Origin of the sequence: Micromonospora sp. NPDC000442 (genome assembly GCF_042898635.1) — a bacterium.
In the GTDB taxonomy this organism is placed as follows: Bacteria; Actinomycetota; Actinomycetes; order Mycobacteriales; family Micromonosporaceae; genus Micromonospora.
Genome location: NZ_JBIAYZ010000004.1, coordinates 179163 through 194254, shown reverse-complemented (window position 1 = coordinate 194254; position 15092 = coordinate 179163). Strand labels below are relative to the sequence as shown.

The window sequence follows — 15092 nt, the reverse complement described above, 5'->3', positions numbered from 1 at the left end:
GGCTTCCGCCCGGCGCCCCTCGTCATGTCGGTGCGGTCAGCGGCTGCCGATGGTGAGGACCGGCTTCGTGACCTCGGCGAAGAAGTCGTTGCCCTTGTCGTCGACCACGATGAAGGCGGGGAAGTCCTCCACCTCGATCTTCCAGACCGCCTCCATGCCCAGCTCGGCGTACTCCAGGACCTCGACGTGCTTGATGCAGTCCTGGGCGAGCCGGGCCGCGGGGCCGCCGATCGAGCCGAGGTAGAACCCGCCGTGCTGCTCGCAGGAGCGGGTGACCTGCGCCGACCGGTTGCCCTTGGCGAGCATCACCATCGAGCCGCCGGCAGCCTGGAACTTTGCCACGTACGCGTCCATCCGGCCGGCCGTGGTCGGGCCGAACGAGCCGGAGGCGTAGCCCTCCGGGGTCTTCGCCGGCCCGGCGTAGTAGACGGCGTGATCGCGCAGGTACTGCGGCATCGGCTCACCCGCATCCAGCCGCTCGGCGATCTTCGCGTGAGCGATGTCCCGGGCCACCACCAGCGGACCGCTCAACGACAGCCGGGTCTTCACCGGGTACTTGGACAGTTCGGCGCGGATCTCGTCCATCGGCCGGTTGAGGTCGACGCGTACCACCTCGGTGGCGTCCAGCTGCGCCTCGGTGACCTCGGGCAGGAAGCGGGCCGGGTCGGTTTCGAGTCGTTCCAGCCACACGCCCGACGGGGTAATCTTGGCCACCGCCTGCCGGTCGGCCGAGCAGGACACCGCGATCGCCACCGGGCAGGACGCGCCGTGCCGGGGCAGCCGCACCACCCGCACGTCGTGGCAGAAGTAGCGCCCGCCGAACTGCGCGCCGATGCCGAAGTTGCGGGTCAACTCCAGCACCTCGGCCTCCAGCTCCAGGTCCCGGAAGCCGTGCGCGGTCATCGAGCCGGAGGTGGGCAGGGCGTCGAGGTACTTCGCGGAGGCGTACTTGGCGGTCTTCAGGGCGTACTCGGCGCTGGTGCCGCCGATCACCACGGCGAGGTGGTACGGCGGGCAGGCCGAGGTGCCGATCAGCCGCAGCTTCTCCTCCAGGAACTGCATCATCCGCGTCGGATTCAACAGCGCCTTGGTCTCCTGGTAGAGGTACGACTTGTTGGCCGAGCCGCCACCCTTGGCCATGAAGAGGAACTTGTACGCGTCGGGGTGGCCGTCCGGGTCCTCCGCGTACAACTCGACCTGCGCGGGCAGGTTGCTACCGGTGTTGCGCTCCTCCCACATGGTCAGCGGGGCGAGTTGCGAGTAGCGCAGGTTCAACCGGGTGTACGCCTGCCACACGCCCCGCGAGATCGCCTCGGCGTCGGTTCCGTCGGTGAGCACGTGCCGGCCCCGCTTGCCCATCACGATCGCGGTGCCGGTGTCCTGGCACATCGGCAGCACCCCACCGGCGGCGATGTTGGCGTTGCGCAGCAGGTCAAGCGCGACGAACCGGTCGTTCGGGGAGGCCGCCGGGTCATCGATGATCGACCGAAGCTGGGCGAGGTGCGCGGGGCGCAGGAAATGCGCGATGTCGTGCATCGCCTCGGCGGTCAGCGCGGTCAGGGCGGCCGGTTCGACCGTCAGGAACCGGCGACCACCGGGGCCGTTGACCACGTCGACGCCCTCGTCGGTGACCAGGCGGTAGTCCGTCTGGTCCGGACCGGTCGGCAGCAGCGGGGCGTACGCGAAGTCGGCGGCGCTCACGACGGCACTCCGCTTCGCTCCGTGCCGCCGTGAGGCACCACCGCGCTGGGCTGAAGATCCGCTCGCTGCCGCTCGCTCATGACGGCAAAGCCTAGGGCAGAAGGTTCGGTTCGTCCCACCCGCCGGGGGGCGCGATCATTTACCGGGGTCAGGGGCGGCGCACTGCTCGTTCTTCGGACCGCAACTGTCCTGGGGCTGCGGCGCCGCGCCGCTGCCGGCGGGCCCGGGGCCCGCCCCGTCGGCCTCGCCCGGCGTGCCGCCGGCCGTCGCGCCGAACCGGACGTACCCGATCTCCCGGCCCTCCCCGATGACCATGCCGGCGGGCCCCACGGCGAGGGCGTTCGCCGAGGTACGTAGCACGGCCAGTTCCCGCCCGCTGCGCGGATCGAGCGCGACCAGCCGGTTGGGCTTCTCGTCGGCGACGATCGCCGCGTACGGGGTGAGGGCCGCGCCCGCCTTCTTCCCTGCCGGCCGGCTCCACCGGGTCCGCCCGGCACCGAGTTCGCGGGCGGAGACGGCGTCGCCGTCGGCGGCACGCACCAGCGCGTACCGGTCGTCGACGGCGAGCACCCGTTCGGCGTTGGCGGTGACCAGCAACAGCCGCCCGTCGTACCCGTCCAGGACCGCCTCCCGGCCGTCCGGCGAAACGCCGAGCACCACGTTCCGGGCACCGTACGGGTCCTCCCGCTGCACGCAACCGGCGCTGTCGGCGGTGCGGAGGTTGAGCCCCGACTGCTGCCACGCCTCCTGCCCGGTGGCCGAGTCCCGACCGGAGATGGTGTAGTAGCAGCTGCCGTCCTGCGACCGGGCGGTGATACGCAGCAGGCGCCCGCCGATCACGGCGAGCCGCTCCTCCCGGCCGGGTTCGACGTTCTGCAGCACCCGGCCGGTGGCAGTGTCCACCACGTGCACCCGGCCGTCGACCGGGAAGCCGAGCAGCGGCGGTACCGCCTCCGGGCCGGCCACGTCGCCGTCGATCCGGTTGCTTGTGAGCCGTCGGCTGTCGAGCAGATTCGGGTTGTCGGCGAGCAGTCCGGTACTGACCCCGGGCAGGAAGGCGGTCCACAGCGGAACGGTGCCGCGCGGGTCCCAGGCACTCAACGTGCAGTCGGTGGCCGCCACGCAACGGGCGTCCAGCAGCAGGTTGCGGTACGTCCAGACGGCCACCGCGTCATCGTCGCGGCGGCGGGTCACGCCCGTGGTGGGGTCGAGCACTTCGTACCCCTTGACCAGCAGCTTGCCCACGACGACGACGGCTTCCTGCCCGGCGCCGGTGACCGCGCTCCAGTCGGCCTTGCGCTCCCAGAGCTGCGTGCCGGCGGCCAGGCTGCGGGCCTCGACCCGGGTGCGCTGCTCGATCACGACGCTCTCCCCGGCGATGGTGACGCTGCGCGGGGTGCCGCCGATCCGTTGCTGCCAGACCACGTCCGGCTGGGAGATCGGCTGGGGCCGGTTCACCCAGTCCCACATGGTGGGGAACGGGTTCCAGACTCCGGTAGCGGCGAGCACCACCACCGTGATCAGGCCGAGCAGCAGCCAGCTACGTACGCCGAGGCCGCTCCCCTTCGCCACCGGGACACGGTAGCCATCCGTGCTCACCACCGCCCGCACCGCCCCGCGTGTCGCGTCGGAAAGATCGCGTTGGCGGCACCGCGGGCACGGTGGTTGACCTCAGCGGTCAGCGGACACCGCAGGGGCCGGCGCGGTCGGCGTGGGGTCCGCCGGAAGCGCAGGTGAGCGTCGGCGACCGGGGGCGAGGACCGGCCAGAGAAGCAGCGTCGCGATGATCGAAGCGGCTCCGGCGCCGGCCATCACCACACCTGGCGCGAGCACCTCGCTCAGCGCGCCGGCCCCGGCGGCGGCCAGCCCCTGCGCGGCCATCATGCCGGTGCTGACCAGGCCGAACGCCTGTCCTCGGCGTACCTCGGGGACCGCGTCGAGGAACCGCCGGGCCAGCCCGAGCTGGTAGGCGAACCCCGCGGTCGCCACCGCGAAGAGGGTCGCCGCGGGCAGCAGCGCCGGTCGGGCCAGGAACGCCAGCATGGGTACGCCGAGCAGCAGGGCCAGCCACGGCGTCAAGCGTTCCCGCCGGGCCGGCACCACGAACCGTCCCACCAGCAGGTCGCCGACCAGCATGCCGCCCGCACCGGCCATCAGCAGGATGCCGGCGTTGGCACCCGGCCCGAGGTCGGCCGCGTACGGCACCGCCACCCCCTCGGCACCTACCAGCAGCGACCCGGGCAGCCACTGGGCGAGCAGCAGCCCACAAATCCTGCGGTCGGCGAGTAGCTGCCGGTTCACCCGCAGGGTCTCCCGGAAGGCGCCGGCCCTCGGGCCGCCACCCATCCGCCCAGCGCGAGCCGGGCGGTGGTCGAGCCCGAACCGCACCAGCAATGCGGAGAGGCCACAGGTCGCCGCGGTCAGCCAGAGCGCGCCGTACGGGCCGACCAGCCCGAGCAGCAGACCACCGACGGCGAAACCGGCCACCTGCGTGCCCCCGGAGGCCACGGTGAGCAGCGAACGACCGAGCACGTACGTGTCACCGTGCAGCATCTCGGGCAGCAACGCGGTACGCGACGCGCTGCTCACCGGACCGAAGAGGGCCACGACGGCGACCAGGCCGAGCATCGCCGACGGGGATAGCGCACCCAAGGCGAGCACCGCCACCATGGCGAGCCGCACCAGGTCGTAGCCGACGATCAGGGCGCGGGCCGGCCACCGGTCGGCCAGGGCCAGCAGGAACAGCCCACCCAGTGCGTGCGGCAGGAATCCGGTGACGTACGCGAGTGCGGCCAGCAGACCGGACCCGGTGCGCTCGTAGACGAGCACGGAGAGGGCGAGCATCTTCACCGTCTCGCCGATTATGAAGATCCCGTAGCTGGCGAAGATCACCCGGAACTCGGCGACGGCGAAGACGTCCCGGAAGGTGGCCTGCCGGTCGGCCACCTTCGGCGCGTTCATGCTGGTGTTGTCCACGCCGTCAAGCGTGGTGGCGGGTACCGGACCGCTCTATCCTTTCGCTGGAGTACGAAAGGTCGGGCGATGCGGATCGAGGTCACCCCGGCGGACGTGGCGGCCAGCCGGTACGCCATCTCACCGCTGGGCGAGGCGGTCTGGGCGCTGCGCGTCCACGCCGGCCAGCACGCCGTGCCGGGGCTGGCCCCCTGGGTGGCCCGCACCCGATCGGTGTTCGAGCGCCTGCGCCGGGACTGCCCGGCGGTGGGCGCGCTGATGGCGCTGCTGCGCCGGGGTGGCTACAACGCAGACTTCATCCAGCCGCCGCCCGACGGCATCGGTCGCACCTTCGCCGACGAGTTGGCCGTGGTCCGGGCCACGCCGCTCGGGCAGGCCCGCGACGAACTGTCCCGCAACCTCGCCGGGTTGCGCACCCCACCGGCGTACGCCCGCCGGATCTACGAGTCGCCGGACGTTGTCGACCGGCTGGCCGACGCGATCGAGGCGTCGTGGATGGCCCTGGTACAGCCGGACTGGCCGCGACTGCGGGCGGTGCTGGAGCGGGACCTGGTGCATCGCGCGGGCCGCCTGCTCGCGTACGGCTGGGGGGCCGCCGTGGCGGACCTGGACCCGAGGCTGCGCTGGGTCTCCGGCGGCGGCCTCGGCGCGATCGAGGTGGCCGACCGCGACCCCCGCAGCTACTCGCTGGACGGCCGGGGTCTGCTGTTCATCCCCACGGTCTTCGGAATGATGATCAACTATGTCGAGCCGCCCTGGCCGTTCGCGATCGTCTACCGGGCCTCCGGGGTGGCCGAGCTGCTCGGGCCACCCGACCCGGGTAGACCCGAGGACGCGCTGGACCGGCTGGTCGGGCGGTCCCGAGCGGCGGTGCTGCGGGCACTCGCCCTGCCCGCCACGACCAGTCAGCTCGTCGTGCAACTCGGGATGAGCCTGGGCGGCGTCGGTGACCACCTGTCCGTGCTGCGCGAGGCGGGCCTGATCACCCGGGTCCGCTCCGGCCGGTCCGTCCGCTACCGCCGCACCCCGCTCGGCGACGCTCTCACCGCCGACTGACCCCGCTGCTCGGTGTGCCCTCCTTCACTGCACCGCCGAGCGCAGCAGCGGCAGGACGCGGTAGGGAATCTGCTCGGCGAGCGCGATGATCGTGGAGGCGCGAGTGATTCCCTCGTACGCCACGATCTGGTCGATCACCCGCTGAAGGTCGGTGTTCGAGCGGGCCACGATCCGGCAGAGCAGGTCGCCCGATCCGGTGATGGTGTGCGCCTCCAACACCTCGGGGATCGCCGCCAGATGGCGGGTGACCGGGTCGTGCCCGTGCCGCTGGCTGATCTCCAGGGTGACGAAGCTGGTCACCGTGAAGCCGAGCGCGGCCGGGCCGAGATCCGGGCCGAAGCCGGCGATCACCCCCCGCCCGACCAGCTTGTCGAGCCGCGCCTGGACGGTCCCCCGGGCCACGTGGAGCCGGCGCGAGCACTCCAGCACGCCGATCCGTGGTTCCTCGGCGAGCAGCTCGATGAGTCGCACGTCCAGCTCGTCGAGCTGGGCAACCTGACCAGTGTTCATGCGTGGACACCATACCGTTTGTGCAACCTGACCAGCGTACGTCGTGAGGGTTGCCCAGTGGGCCCGGTCACCGCGATGCTCGGCACCAGCAGCACACGATCCGTCGGCTCACGGAGCCGGGCGGTACGCGAGGGAGGCCACCATGACCCAGGCGATCGACCGACCCCAGCCGACCGAGGAGGTGGACGTCGACGCCCTCGTCGGCGCCGTCGACCACGACACCAGCAAGGACCCGTTCCCGGTCAAGGGCCTCGACCACGTGCGGTTCCTGGTGGGCAACGCCAAGCAGGCCGCCCACTACTACTCCACCGCGTTCGGCATGACCTGCGTGGCGTACCGGGGGCCGGAGCAGGGCTACCGCGACCACGCCGAGTACGTGCTGACCAGCGGGTCGGCCCGGTTCGTGCTCACCGGCGCGGTACGCCCCGACGCCGAGGGTGCCGAGCAGGTCGCCCGGCACAGCGACGGCGTCAGCGACATCGCGCTGGAGGTGCCCGACGTCGACGCGGCGTACGCGCACGCCACCGCGCAGGGCGCGACCGGCCTGGTGGAGCCGCACGACGTGACCGACGAGCACGGCACCGTACGACTGGCCGCCATCGCCACCTACGGCGACACCCGGCACACGCTTGTGGACCGGTCCCGCTACCAGGGCCCGTTCCTGCCCGGCTTCGCCAAGCGGCGCCCGATCGTGGACCGGCAGCCGATGATCGACGCCGGGGTCCAGCCGAAGCGCTTCTTCCAGGCGGTCGACCACGTGGTCGGCAACGTCGAGCTGGGCCGGATGGACGAGTGGGTCGAGTTCTACCGCCGGGTCATGGGCTTCACAAACATGGCCGAGTTCGTCGGCGACGACATCGCCACCGACTACTCGGCGCTGATGAGCAAGGTCGTCGCGAACGGCACCCGCAAGGTGAAGTTTCCGCTAAACGAGCCGGCCATCGCGAAGAAGAAGTCGCAGATCGACGAGTACCTGGAGTTCTACCAGGGCCCCGGCGCCCAGCACATCGCCGTGGCCACCAACGACATCCTGGCCAGCGTGGACGCGATGCGAGCGGCCGGCGTCGAGTTCCTCGAAACCCCCGACTCGTACTACGACGACCCGGAACTGCGCGCCCGCATCGGCGAGGTACGCGTACCGATCGAGGAACTCAAGTCCCGCAAGATCCTGGTCGACCGGGACGAGGACGGCTACCTGTTGCAGATCTTCACCAAGCCGGTGCAGGACCGCCCGACCGTCTTCTTCGAGCTGATCGAGCGGCACGGCTCGCTCGGCTTCGGCAAGGGCAACTTCAAGGCGCTCTTCGAGGCGATCGAGCGGGAGCAGGAGAAGCGCGGCAACCTGTAACACTGTCGAGCGTGACCCAGCCACCAGCGCACCCGACACCGCCGGCCAGCGAGCCCCCGGCCGGCGGTGCCGCGCCACCCGCCGGCCCGCCCCAGGTTCCGGCACAGTGGGCCCCGCCCGTCCAGCCGCCGCCGGGACAGCCGGGCCCGCAGGGGTACGCGTCCCAGCCGCCCTGGCCGGTGGGACCGCCTCCGCCCGGTTGGGCTGCCGGGCCGCCACCGCCGGTGCTCGGCCCGGGCGGGCAGCCGCTGGCCAGCTTCGGTGACCGGCTGCTGGCCTACCTGATCGACACGGCCATCGCGACCGGCATCATGATGGTGCTGTTCTTCCCGCCGTTCCTGTTCGTCTGGTTCCGGATGTTCACCGAGATGACCCGGGCCAACCCGGACGGCACGTTCGGTCCGACCGAGGCGGACGTGTTCGGGGAGTTCTTCGTGCTGATCGTGTTGCTACAGCTCGGGCTGGTCGCACTGATGCTCGGGATCTACTGGATCTACCACGTGGAATACCTCAAGCGGACCGGGCAGACCCTGGGAAAGAAGGTGATGAAACTGCGCGTGGTCTCCCTCAACCCGACCCGCACCCTGGACCGTCGGATGGCCGGAAAGCGGTACCTCGTGCAGTTCGTCGGCGGATCCCTGGTGCCCGGCGGCAACTACGTCGACGGCCTCTGGCAGTTGTGGGACAAGCCCTGGCAGCAGTGCCTCCACGACAAGTTCGCCGAGACCGTCGTCGTTAAGGTGTCGAGGTGAACGAGCGCAGCGAGGCCGCGACGTGAGCGTGGCACCCGGTTGGTACGTCGACCCCGCCGACCCGGAGACCCGTAGGTACTGGGACGGCGAGGGCTGGATCGGCGCGCCCATCCCGGTCGACGCCACCCCACCCGAGGGCCCACCCCCGCCCGAGCCCGAGCCGACACCGGAGCCCACCACGCCGGCGTCCGCCTCGGCACCGCCCGCAGCCGACCTGCCCCCCGGCGGCACCCCGCCGGCCACCTGGCCACAAGGCCCGCCGACAGGGCAGCCGGGCGGCGGAACGCCACCGGGCTGGCCTGTCGGTCAGGGGCCGCCGGGCACACCGCCGACCTGGCCGACAGGTGACAGCCCGCAGGGGCCGCCGCCCGGCTGGCCGTACCCGACCTGGCCCGGGCGTCCACCGGCACCTCGTCCGCACGGGATGCCGCTCGCCTCGTTCGGTGCCCGGCTGGCTGCCCGGCTGATCGACTTCGGCGTCGTCCTCCTGCTCAACGCCCTGGTCAACGGCTGGTTCGTCTGGCGCTACCTCCAGGAACTCTCGGCACCGCTGAACGAGTTCTGGCGTCGGGTGCAGGACCAGGACCGCACCACCGACCCGCTGCCCGCCGCCGGCGACCAGGCCGGCGCGCTGGTGGTGACGATCCTGCTCATCGCCACCTCGCTCTGGCTGGCGTACGAGGTGCCGTCGATGGCCGCCCGCGGGCAGACCTTCGGCAAGCGACTGCTGCGCGTCCGGGCGGTGCCGGTCGAGGCGGACGCACCGCTGGGCTTCGGCCGCGCGCTGCGCCGCTGGAACACCCTCGGCCTGCCCACGCTGCTCTGGTACTGCTGCGGCCTCGGCCTGCTGCTCCAACTGATCGACGCGCTCTCACCGCTGTTCGACCATCCGCTACGGCAGGCGCTGCACGACAAGCGGGCGCAGACCGTGGTGGTCCAGCTGCCGCGTACCCCCGACGACCGCGCCAACCCCCCGGGAGAGACCCCATGACCGACGGACGACACCAGGCGGTGGTGCGGCTGACCCGCGCCGACCTGGACGCGCTGCCCAACTACGTGCCCGGACGCAGCCCGGCCGACCTGGCTCGTGAGCTGGGCCTGCCCGAGGCCATCAAACTGGCCAGCAACGAGGTCCCGTACGGCCCGCTGCCCGGCGTGGTGGAGGCGGTCGCCGAGGCCGTCGCCGGCGTGCACCGCTACCCGGACATGGGCGTCGTCGCGCTCCGCCAGGCGCTCGCCGAGCGGTACGGGGTGGACGCCGACCGGGTGGCGACCGGCTGCGGCTCGGTGGCGCTGGCCGAACACCTGGTACGCGCCACCTGCCTGCCCGGCGACGAACTCGTCTACTCGTGGCGCTCGTTCGAGGCGTACCCGATCATCGCGGCGACCAGCGGCGCGACAAGCGTGCAGGTGCCCAACGACGCCGGGCACGGGCACGACCTAGCGGCGATGGCCGCGGCGGTGACCGACCGCACCCGGATGATCCTGGTCTGCAACCCCAACAATCCGACCGGCACCGCGGTACGCCGGGCCGAGTTGGACCGCTTCCTCGACGCCGTACCGGACGACGTGCTTGTGGTGATCGACGAGGCGTACCGCGAGTTCGTCACCGACCCGGAGGTGCCGGACGGGCTGAGCTACGCCGACCGGCCGAACGTGGCGGTGCTGCGCACCCTCTCCAAGGCGTGGGGGCTGGCCGGTCTGCGGATCGGCTTCCTGGTCGCGCAGCCGCAGGTGGCGGCGGCGGTCCGCAAGGTCGTCACGCCGTTCTCCACAAGCATGGCCGCCCAGGCGGGCGCGCTGGCCGCGCTGGCCCAGGCCGATGAGGTAGGCCGGCGGTGCGCGCTGGTGGTGGCCGAACGCGAGCGCGTCGGCGAGGCGTTGACCAAGCTCGTCCCCGGCGTGCCGGCCAGCCAGGCGAACTTCGTCTGGCTGCCGCTGGGCGACCGGTCGGTGGAGTTCGGCAAGGCGTGCGAGTCGCGGGGCGTGATCGTGCGCCCGTTCCCCGGCGACGGGGTGCGGGTCACCATCGGCACGCCGGCCGAGAACGACGCCTTCCTGACGGCGGCCGAGGCCGCACTGAGCTGAACCGGGCCGGTCCGCCATCCCCGAGCGGACCGGCCCGGAAGTCTCCTACCCCTGCGGCACCGGCTCCCGCTGCTGCGACCGCCGCCGGTACGCGAGGCCGAACAGCAGCGCCAGCACCAGTCCCGAGGCGACCAGTCCGCCGGCCAGCACCGTGCTCGACCGGCCGGCGCTGGCCGCCGCCGGGACGGTCTGGCCCCCGAAGCTGACCGTGCCGCTGGCACTGCGCTTCGTCCAGCCGCTGGCCAGGTCGAGCTTCGCCGACCAGGTTCCGTCCGGCAGGCGGCGATCCAGCGCGACCCGGACGGTGGTGCTACCGCCCAGGGGCAGCGTCGCAGCCTCGACCCGTACGGGATCGCTGGACAGGCCGCCCGGCCCGCCCGTGAGCCGGAGTTCCCCGGCCAGGTCGAGCGCCCGCTTCCCGGTGTTGCGCACCTCGGTCGTCACCACCGGCGTGCCGTCGGCCTCCCGGAGGCCGGTCAGCGGCCCGATCTCGAAGCCGGACGGCGGTTCCCCGCCCGGACCCACCGAGAGGTAGATCCGGATGCCGACCCGACCGACGCTGCGCAGGTTCTGCCCGTCAGCGCCGGAGACCTCGGCCCAGACCACCGCGTACCGTTCGCCGGCCTCGGCGTTGCGGGGCACCGCGATGGTCACCAGCACCTCGGCCTGCTCGTCGGGATTCAGGTCCAGTTCCGGCCGGTTCACCGTGACCCAGCTGCTCAGCTCGTTCTCGGTGCGCCCGGGCGCGAAAACGAAGCCCTGGTTGTCGACGTCGGCGGCGGCGGCGTACAGCGCGACCGGGCTGCGGGACTCGCCGCGGTTCTGGACCATCACCCGACGCTCGAATTCGGTGCCGGGCCGGACGTGGTCCACGATGTACTTGTGTGCCCGGCTGTCGTCGCGTCGGTCGACCGGCGCGTCGAGCAACCGGATGCCGACCGCTGGGGCCGGGCCGACCGGGCTCACGCTCGCACTCGGTCGATGGGACGGTTTGGGTGCCCGGTCCTCCCGGCGCGGCTCTGCCGCCGCCGGCTCGGCGACAGGTGCCGCCCGCACGGTGGATCCGGCGGGCTCGACCTGGCGGACGGACGCGACAGCCGGGCCACCATGCCGCTCGACCGATGCCGCGAAGGAGGGTGCCGTCGCCCCGGCCGTGACCAGGAGAGTCACGGCCAGACCGGCGGGGCGGGCCGCGTCACGCCACCGAATGGGTCACCGTCGCACTGTAGGTGCCGGCCACGGCGGTCGGCGGCACGTTGACCCGCAGGCCCGGATCCCAGGTGGCCGAGTTGTTGCCGCTACCGGAGGTCTTCGAGAAGGCGGTCCGAGGCACGGCAAGGGTCACCCGGTCGGCAGCCGTCGGTTGACCGGGAACGAAGGTGCCGAGGCCGGTGGTGGAGGTGGCCGGCCCGGACCAGTACTCGACCTGGCTGGGGGCGATCAGTTCGGCCGCACCACCGCCACCGGTGACGAACTCGGTGATGCTCACCGTCGTCGTCCAGGTGGCGGTCAGGGCGGCCCGCTGGTCGACCACCTGTACCGGCCCGATCTGCCCCTCGACGAAGGTGTCGGCGAAGGTGGATCCGAGGTTCACCGAGGGCGGCGCGAAGACGTCCAGATTGGCGGTGCCAACGGTGAAGGTGACGATGGTGTCGTCGGTCGGCGAGGCGGCGGCCGGTGTCGCCAGGGCCACCACGGCGGCCGCAGCGACGGTCAGGGCAAGCAGTGGCTTCTTCATGTCGTCGACGCTAAATTCGCGTGTAGGCTGTAGAGGGCATCTTTTGGACATATCACCCTTTAGGCGACGGAGTGCGTGATCGTCCCGGTGTAGACGCCCGCCACAACGCTGGACGGAATGGCGACGCGGATGGTCGGCACCCAGCGGACCTCGTTGTTGCCGTTGCCCGAGATTTTCCGAAAGGCCTCCCGGGGCACGTTGAGCGTGACGGCCTGGGCCTGGGTCGGCTGTCCGGGCACCAGGGTGCCGCCACCGGTGCTCCGGGTGGCCGGGCCGGACCAGTAGGAGACCTGCCCGTTGGCGATGGTCCGCTGCGGCCCACCACCACCGGTGACAAAGACGGTGGCCGAGACGGTCGCGATCCAAGCGTTGGGATTCACCGGACCCCGTACGTCATTGACCTGCACCGGGCCGAGTTGGCCGGTAAGCGTGCCGCCCGTGAAGCCGGTCCCCAGGTTGACCGACGCCGGCGCGGTGATGTCCACCCCCTCCGTGAGGGCCGACACGACGCCCCGACCAGACGGCGCAGCGTCGACCGGCGGAGTGGCCGGAAGAACGAGGGTCGCCCCCAGCAGGGCCGCAAGCAGTCGCACCCGTGTGACTATAGGCTACTTATGTCCGATTTAACGCTTTTTGTGGCGTACCTTCAGGTGGCGGCGATGATCAACGGCTCGGCGGTCAGGTAGTAGCGCTGGTCGTCCCCGTCCGGGTCGACCGGGCGGCGAAGCCGCTCCACCGCCACGTACCCGTCGGCCGCGTACGCGTCGCCCGGCGCCCAGCCGATGCCGTCGGACCCGATGTTCAGCACGAACCGCGACCGCTGCGCGCCCGTGGCCGGGTCCAGCGTGACGAGTTCGTTTCCCTCGGTCAGCACGTGCACCCGGCCCGGTTGAACGGCGATCACCCGGCCCGGGCCGACCTCGACCCGCCAGCGTTGCCTGTCGTCCGTCGCAGAGCGGCCGACCAGCGCCCCGTCCACCATGCCGACCGTTGTCTCGTCGACCAGCTCGACACCCGGGTCGTCCAGAGCCGTTGACGGGATCGGCTCCCCTGAGCCGAGCAACCAGCCTCGGGCGGACGCGTCGCCCGGCCCTGACGTCCGCAGCGCGGCACACCCGGCGCCGCCCGGCGCGCAGCCGATCAGCGTCGCCGACAGCTCGTCACCGGCATCCGGCGGTCGCCACCGGACCTGCACGATCCCGGTGGCCGGATCACGGAACTCGATCACCGTCGGCCCGTCGCAGCTGTCCACGCTGAGCAGCTGGCCCCTGGCACTGGTGCCCACCGGCTGGTGGCAGCCGGCACCGATCGCGGCTCGCCACAGCTGCCCGCCATCGGTCAGGTCGACCGCCCGGACCTCACTGTCGCCGGAACTGACAACCACGCGGCGGCCGTCGAAGGTCCGGCTCACCGCGAGTCCGCTCGGCCGCCAGACGACGGCCGTGCCGGTACGCCGCGCCGTACGCTCCGACGCCGGCTCCGGCCCGTCCGCCCGCCAGACGACCCGACCGGTACGTGCGTCGAGCGCCACGAGCTGGCCGTCCGACCACCGGCTCACCACCGTCGTCCCGCTCGCCACCACCGCGTCCAGGCTCGCCGGCCAGCGCCGGAAGGACCAGTGCGGGGTGCGTCGGCTGCGGCTGTCGACCGGTTGGTCGGCGTAGACCTGCCGAGGCGCGGCGTACACCCGCAGCCGACCGTCGACGATCAGCGGAGCAACCGGCAGGCGGCCGGTCACCCCGGGGGCCGGCATGCTCCGCGCCGGGTAGTCGTCCCGGGCGAAGGTGCTCACCTCTGCCGGCGCCAGGACCCGGTACGCGACGACCCCGACCGTCGCGGCGACACCCACCGCCGCCACCGCCGCCACGAACCGCCGCCGACCCGCCGCCCACCCCATGCCGCACCTCCGCACGGCACCCTACCCAGCCGCCTCCGGGCCCGCCCCCGAGCCGCCCCGCCAAACCCGCCCACCAAGCCCGCCGAGCCGCACTCGCCCGCCGAGCCCGCCGAGCCCGGACTCGCCGCCGGCCCGTCCCGACATGCGGCATGCCGCGGCCTCGCGATGGGCGTGATGCCGCTGTTCGCCGCAACTCGCGAAAACATCGCTCGGGCCCCGGGGCGTAGAGCGGGAAGACGGGCGACGAGGGCTGGGTCAGGCGACTTCGGCGTGGCGGGCACCGGCCGCGGCGGCCAGGGCGGCTATGTCCTGCCGCAGTACCTTTTCCGCAGCTCGCACTGCCAACCCGCCGAGCAGCAGTGCCAGCGCCCGGCTGGTTGTCGCAGCCGGCTGAGCCCGCACCGTCACCGTCACCGAGGTGTGGCGACGCCCGCGACTGCGGACCTCCCGTAGCGCCCAGATGATCCGGTAGTCCACACCGTCACCGGGCGAGCCGAGGATCAGCCGCCGGGGCGGCTCGGCGGCCAACACGACAAACTCCTCGGCCACCGTGCCGCCGCCCGGTCGCGTTCGGATCTCCCGCCAGCTCGTACCCGGGCCGAACGTTCCCGGCGTCAGCAGTTGCACGGGCCGATCGCTGCACCTGGACCGGGACAGGTCGGTGAGCACCCGCCACAGATCGGCCGCGGATGCCGCGACCAACCCGTTTACCGCAACGGTCGACATGCCACCTCCCGTGGCACCGACGGTACGCGGCGTGAGCGTGGCGCGGGGTCCCCGAGCGGAGAATCCCCCACCGGAGACCCCCTGCGGGCATCAGCCGACGAACCGGCCGTCCCGGATCGCGTCGACGAATGCGGTCCAGCCCGGTGGGCTCACCACGAGCACCGGTCCGTCCTGGTCCTTCGAGTCGCGGATGCCCACCACACCGTGGACAGCGGCCAGATTGTCGGCCACCTCCACGCAGAGGCCCTGGTCGTTGGAACGGCTGCTGGTCCGCCAGACCGCGTCCACGAGATCGTGCATCGT

At 72.2% G+C, this 15092-nt stretch carries 15 protein-coding genes; 5 read left to right on the top strand and 10 right to left on the bottom strand.

The features are described from left to right. Positions 1-36: 36 nt before the first annotated feature. From ACFY2A_RS07945 to ACFY2A_RS07935, 3 genes are all read right to left on the bottom strand, one after another. On the bottom strand, positions 37-1701 hold the full coding sequence (locus ACFY2A_RS07945) for a fumarate hydratase (protein ID WP_387169750.1): 1665 nt from the start codon (positions 1699-1701) through the stop codon (positions 37-39). A gap of 135 nt (positions 1702-1836) precedes the next feature. Continuing rightward, a complete protein-coding gene (locus ACFY2A_RS07940) occupies positions 1837-3273 on the bottom strand; it encodes a hypothetical protein (protein WP_387169748.1) in 1437 nt (478 codons plus the stop codon). Positions 3274-3372: 99 nt separating this feature from the next. Then, the gene (locus tag ACFY2A_RS07935) at positions 3373-4662 is read right to left on the bottom strand and encodes an MFS transporter (RefSeq protein ID WP_387170100.1); all 1290 of its coding nucleotides are present in this window, start codon (positions 4660-4662) and stop codon (positions 3373-3375) included. An 81-nt stretch (positions 4663-4743) separates the two neighbouring features. Between ACFY2A_RS07935 and ACFY2A_RS07930 the strand changes: the two genes are divergently transcribed. Further along, positions 4744-5730 carry a helix-turn-helix domain-containing protein gene (locus ACFY2A_RS07930; protein ID WP_387169746.1) on the top strand — a complete coding sequence of 329 codons (987 nt, stop codon included), beginning with the start codon at positions 4744-4746 and terminating at the stop codon, positions 5728-5730. Positions 5731-5754: 24 nt separating this feature from the next. Here ACFY2A_RS07930 and ACFY2A_RS07925 read toward each other — a convergent pair whose 3' ends face one another. Further along, positions 5755-6240: an Lrp/AsnC family transcriptional regulator gene (locus ACFY2A_RS07925; protein WP_387169744.1), complete on the bottom strand. Its 486-nt coding sequence runs from the start codon at positions 6238-6240 to the stop codon at positions 5755-5757. 142 nt (positions 6241-6382) lie between these two features. Here ACFY2A_RS07925 and hppD point away from each other — a divergent pair, with 142 nt between their 5' ends. From hppD to hisC, 4 genes are read left to right on the top strand one after another with little or no spacing between them, the layout of a single operon-like run. Then, positions 6383-7588, top strand: a complete 1206-nt coding sequence (hppD, locus tag ACFY2A_RS07920; RefSeq protein WP_387169742.1) for a 4-hydroxyphenylpyruvate dioxygenase — start codon at positions 6383-6385, stop codon at positions 7586-7588. A gap of 11 nt (positions 7589-7599) precedes the next feature. Further along, the gene (locus ACFY2A_RS07915) at positions 7600-8340 is read left to right on the top strand and encodes an RDD family protein (protein ID WP_387169740.1); all 741 of its coding nucleotides are present in this window, start codon (positions 7600-7602) and stop codon (positions 8338-8340) included. Between the two features lie 22 nt (positions 8341-8362). Continuing rightward, a complete protein-coding gene (locus ACFY2A_RS07910) occupies positions 8363-9331 on the top strand; it encodes an RDD family protein (RefSeq protein WP_387169738.1) in 969 nt (322 codons plus the stop codon). Further along, on the top strand, positions 9328-10428 hold the full coding sequence (gene hisC, locus ACFY2A_RS07905; RefSeq protein WP_387169736.1) for a histidinol-phosphate transaminase: 1101 nt from the start codon (positions 9328-9330) through the stop codon (positions 10426-10428). The genes ACFY2A_RS07910 and hisC overlap by 4 nt, the downstream gene beginning before the upstream one ends. 45 nt (positions 10429-10473) lie before the next feature. Here the strand turns inward: hisC and ACFY2A_RS07900 are convergent, their stop codons facing one another. The 6 genes from ACFY2A_RS07900 to ACFY2A_RS07875 all read right to left on the bottom strand — a co-directional run bounded on the left by ACFY2A_RS07900 (position 10474) and on the right by ACFY2A_RS07875 (position 15089). Further along, the gene (locus tag ACFY2A_RS07900; protein WP_387169734.1) at positions 10474-11394 is read right to left on the bottom strand and encodes a hypothetical protein; all 921 of its coding nucleotides are present in this window, start codon (positions 11392-11394) and stop codon (positions 10474-10476) included. A gap of 229 nt (positions 11395-11623) precedes the next feature. Then, positions 11624-12166, bottom strand: a complete 543-nt coding sequence (locus ACFY2A_RS07895; protein WP_387169732.1) for a hypothetical protein — start codon at positions 12164-12166, stop codon at positions 11624-11626. Positions 12167-12225: 59 nt separating this feature from the next. After that, positions 12226-12759: a hypothetical protein gene (locus ACFY2A_RS07890; RefSeq protein ID WP_387169730.1), complete on the bottom strand. Its 534-nt coding sequence runs from the start codon at positions 12757-12759 to the stop codon at positions 12226-12228. Between the two features lie 53 nt (positions 12760-12812). Beyond that, a complete protein-coding gene (locus ACFY2A_RS07885) occupies positions 12813-14063 on the bottom strand; it encodes a PQQ-binding-like beta-propeller repeat protein (protein ID WP_387169728.1) in 1251 nt (416 codons plus the stop codon). 255 nt (positions 14064-14318) lie between these two features. Continuing rightward, positions 14319-14789 (bottom strand): SRPBCC family protein, encoded by a 471-nt coding sequence (locus ACFY2A_RS07880; RefSeq protein WP_387169726.1) that lies wholly within the window; start codon positions 14787-14789, stop codon positions 14319-14321. A gap of 90 nt (positions 14790-14879) precedes the next feature. Beyond that, positions 14880-15089: a DUF397 domain-containing protein gene (locus tag ACFY2A_RS07875; protein WP_387170099.1), complete on the bottom strand. Its 210-nt coding sequence runs from the start codon at positions 15087-15089 to the stop codon at positions 14880-14882. Between the last annotated feature and the right edge of the window lie 3 nt (positions 15090-15092).

Bases quoted from the DNA above. Each gene is read 5' to 3' on its own strand.
- hisC (WP_387169736.1), top strand. From the start codon at position 9,328: ATGACCGACGGACGACACCAGGCGGTGGTGCGGCTGACCCGCGCCGAC.
- ACFY2A_RS07875 (WP_387170099.1), bottom strand. From the start codon at position 15,089: ATGCACGATCTCGTGGACGCGGTCTGGCGGACCAGCAGCCGTTCCAAC.
- hppD (WP_387169742.1), top strand. From the start codon at position 6,383: ATGACCCAGGCGATCGACCGACCCCAGCCGACCGAGGAGGTGGACGTC.
- ACFY2A_RS07930 (WP_387169746.1), top strand. From the start codon at position 4,744: ATGCGGATCGAGGTCACCCCGGCGGACGTGGCGGCCAGCCGGTACGCC.
- ACFY2A_RS07880 (WP_387169726.1), bottom strand. From the start codon at position 14,789: ATGTCGACCGTTGCGGTAAACGGGTTGGTCGCGGCATCCGCGGCCGAT.
- ACFY2A_RS07925 (WP_387169744.1), bottom strand. From the start codon at position 6,240: ATGAACACTGGTCAGGTTGCCCAGCTCGACGAGCTGGACGTGCGACTC.
- ACFY2A_RS07935 (WP_387170100.1), bottom strand. From the start codon at position 4,662: ATGAACGCGCCGAAGGTGGCCGACCGGCAGGCCACCTTCCGGGACGTC.
- ACFY2A_RS07885 (WP_387169728.1), bottom strand. From the start codon at position 14,063: ATGGGGTGGGCGGCGGGTCGGCGGCGGTTCGTGGCGGCGGTGGCGGCG.
- ACFY2A_RS07895 (WP_387169732.1), bottom strand. From the start codon at position 12,166: ATGAAGAAGCCACTGCTTGCCCTGACCGTCGCTGCGGCCGCCGTGGTG.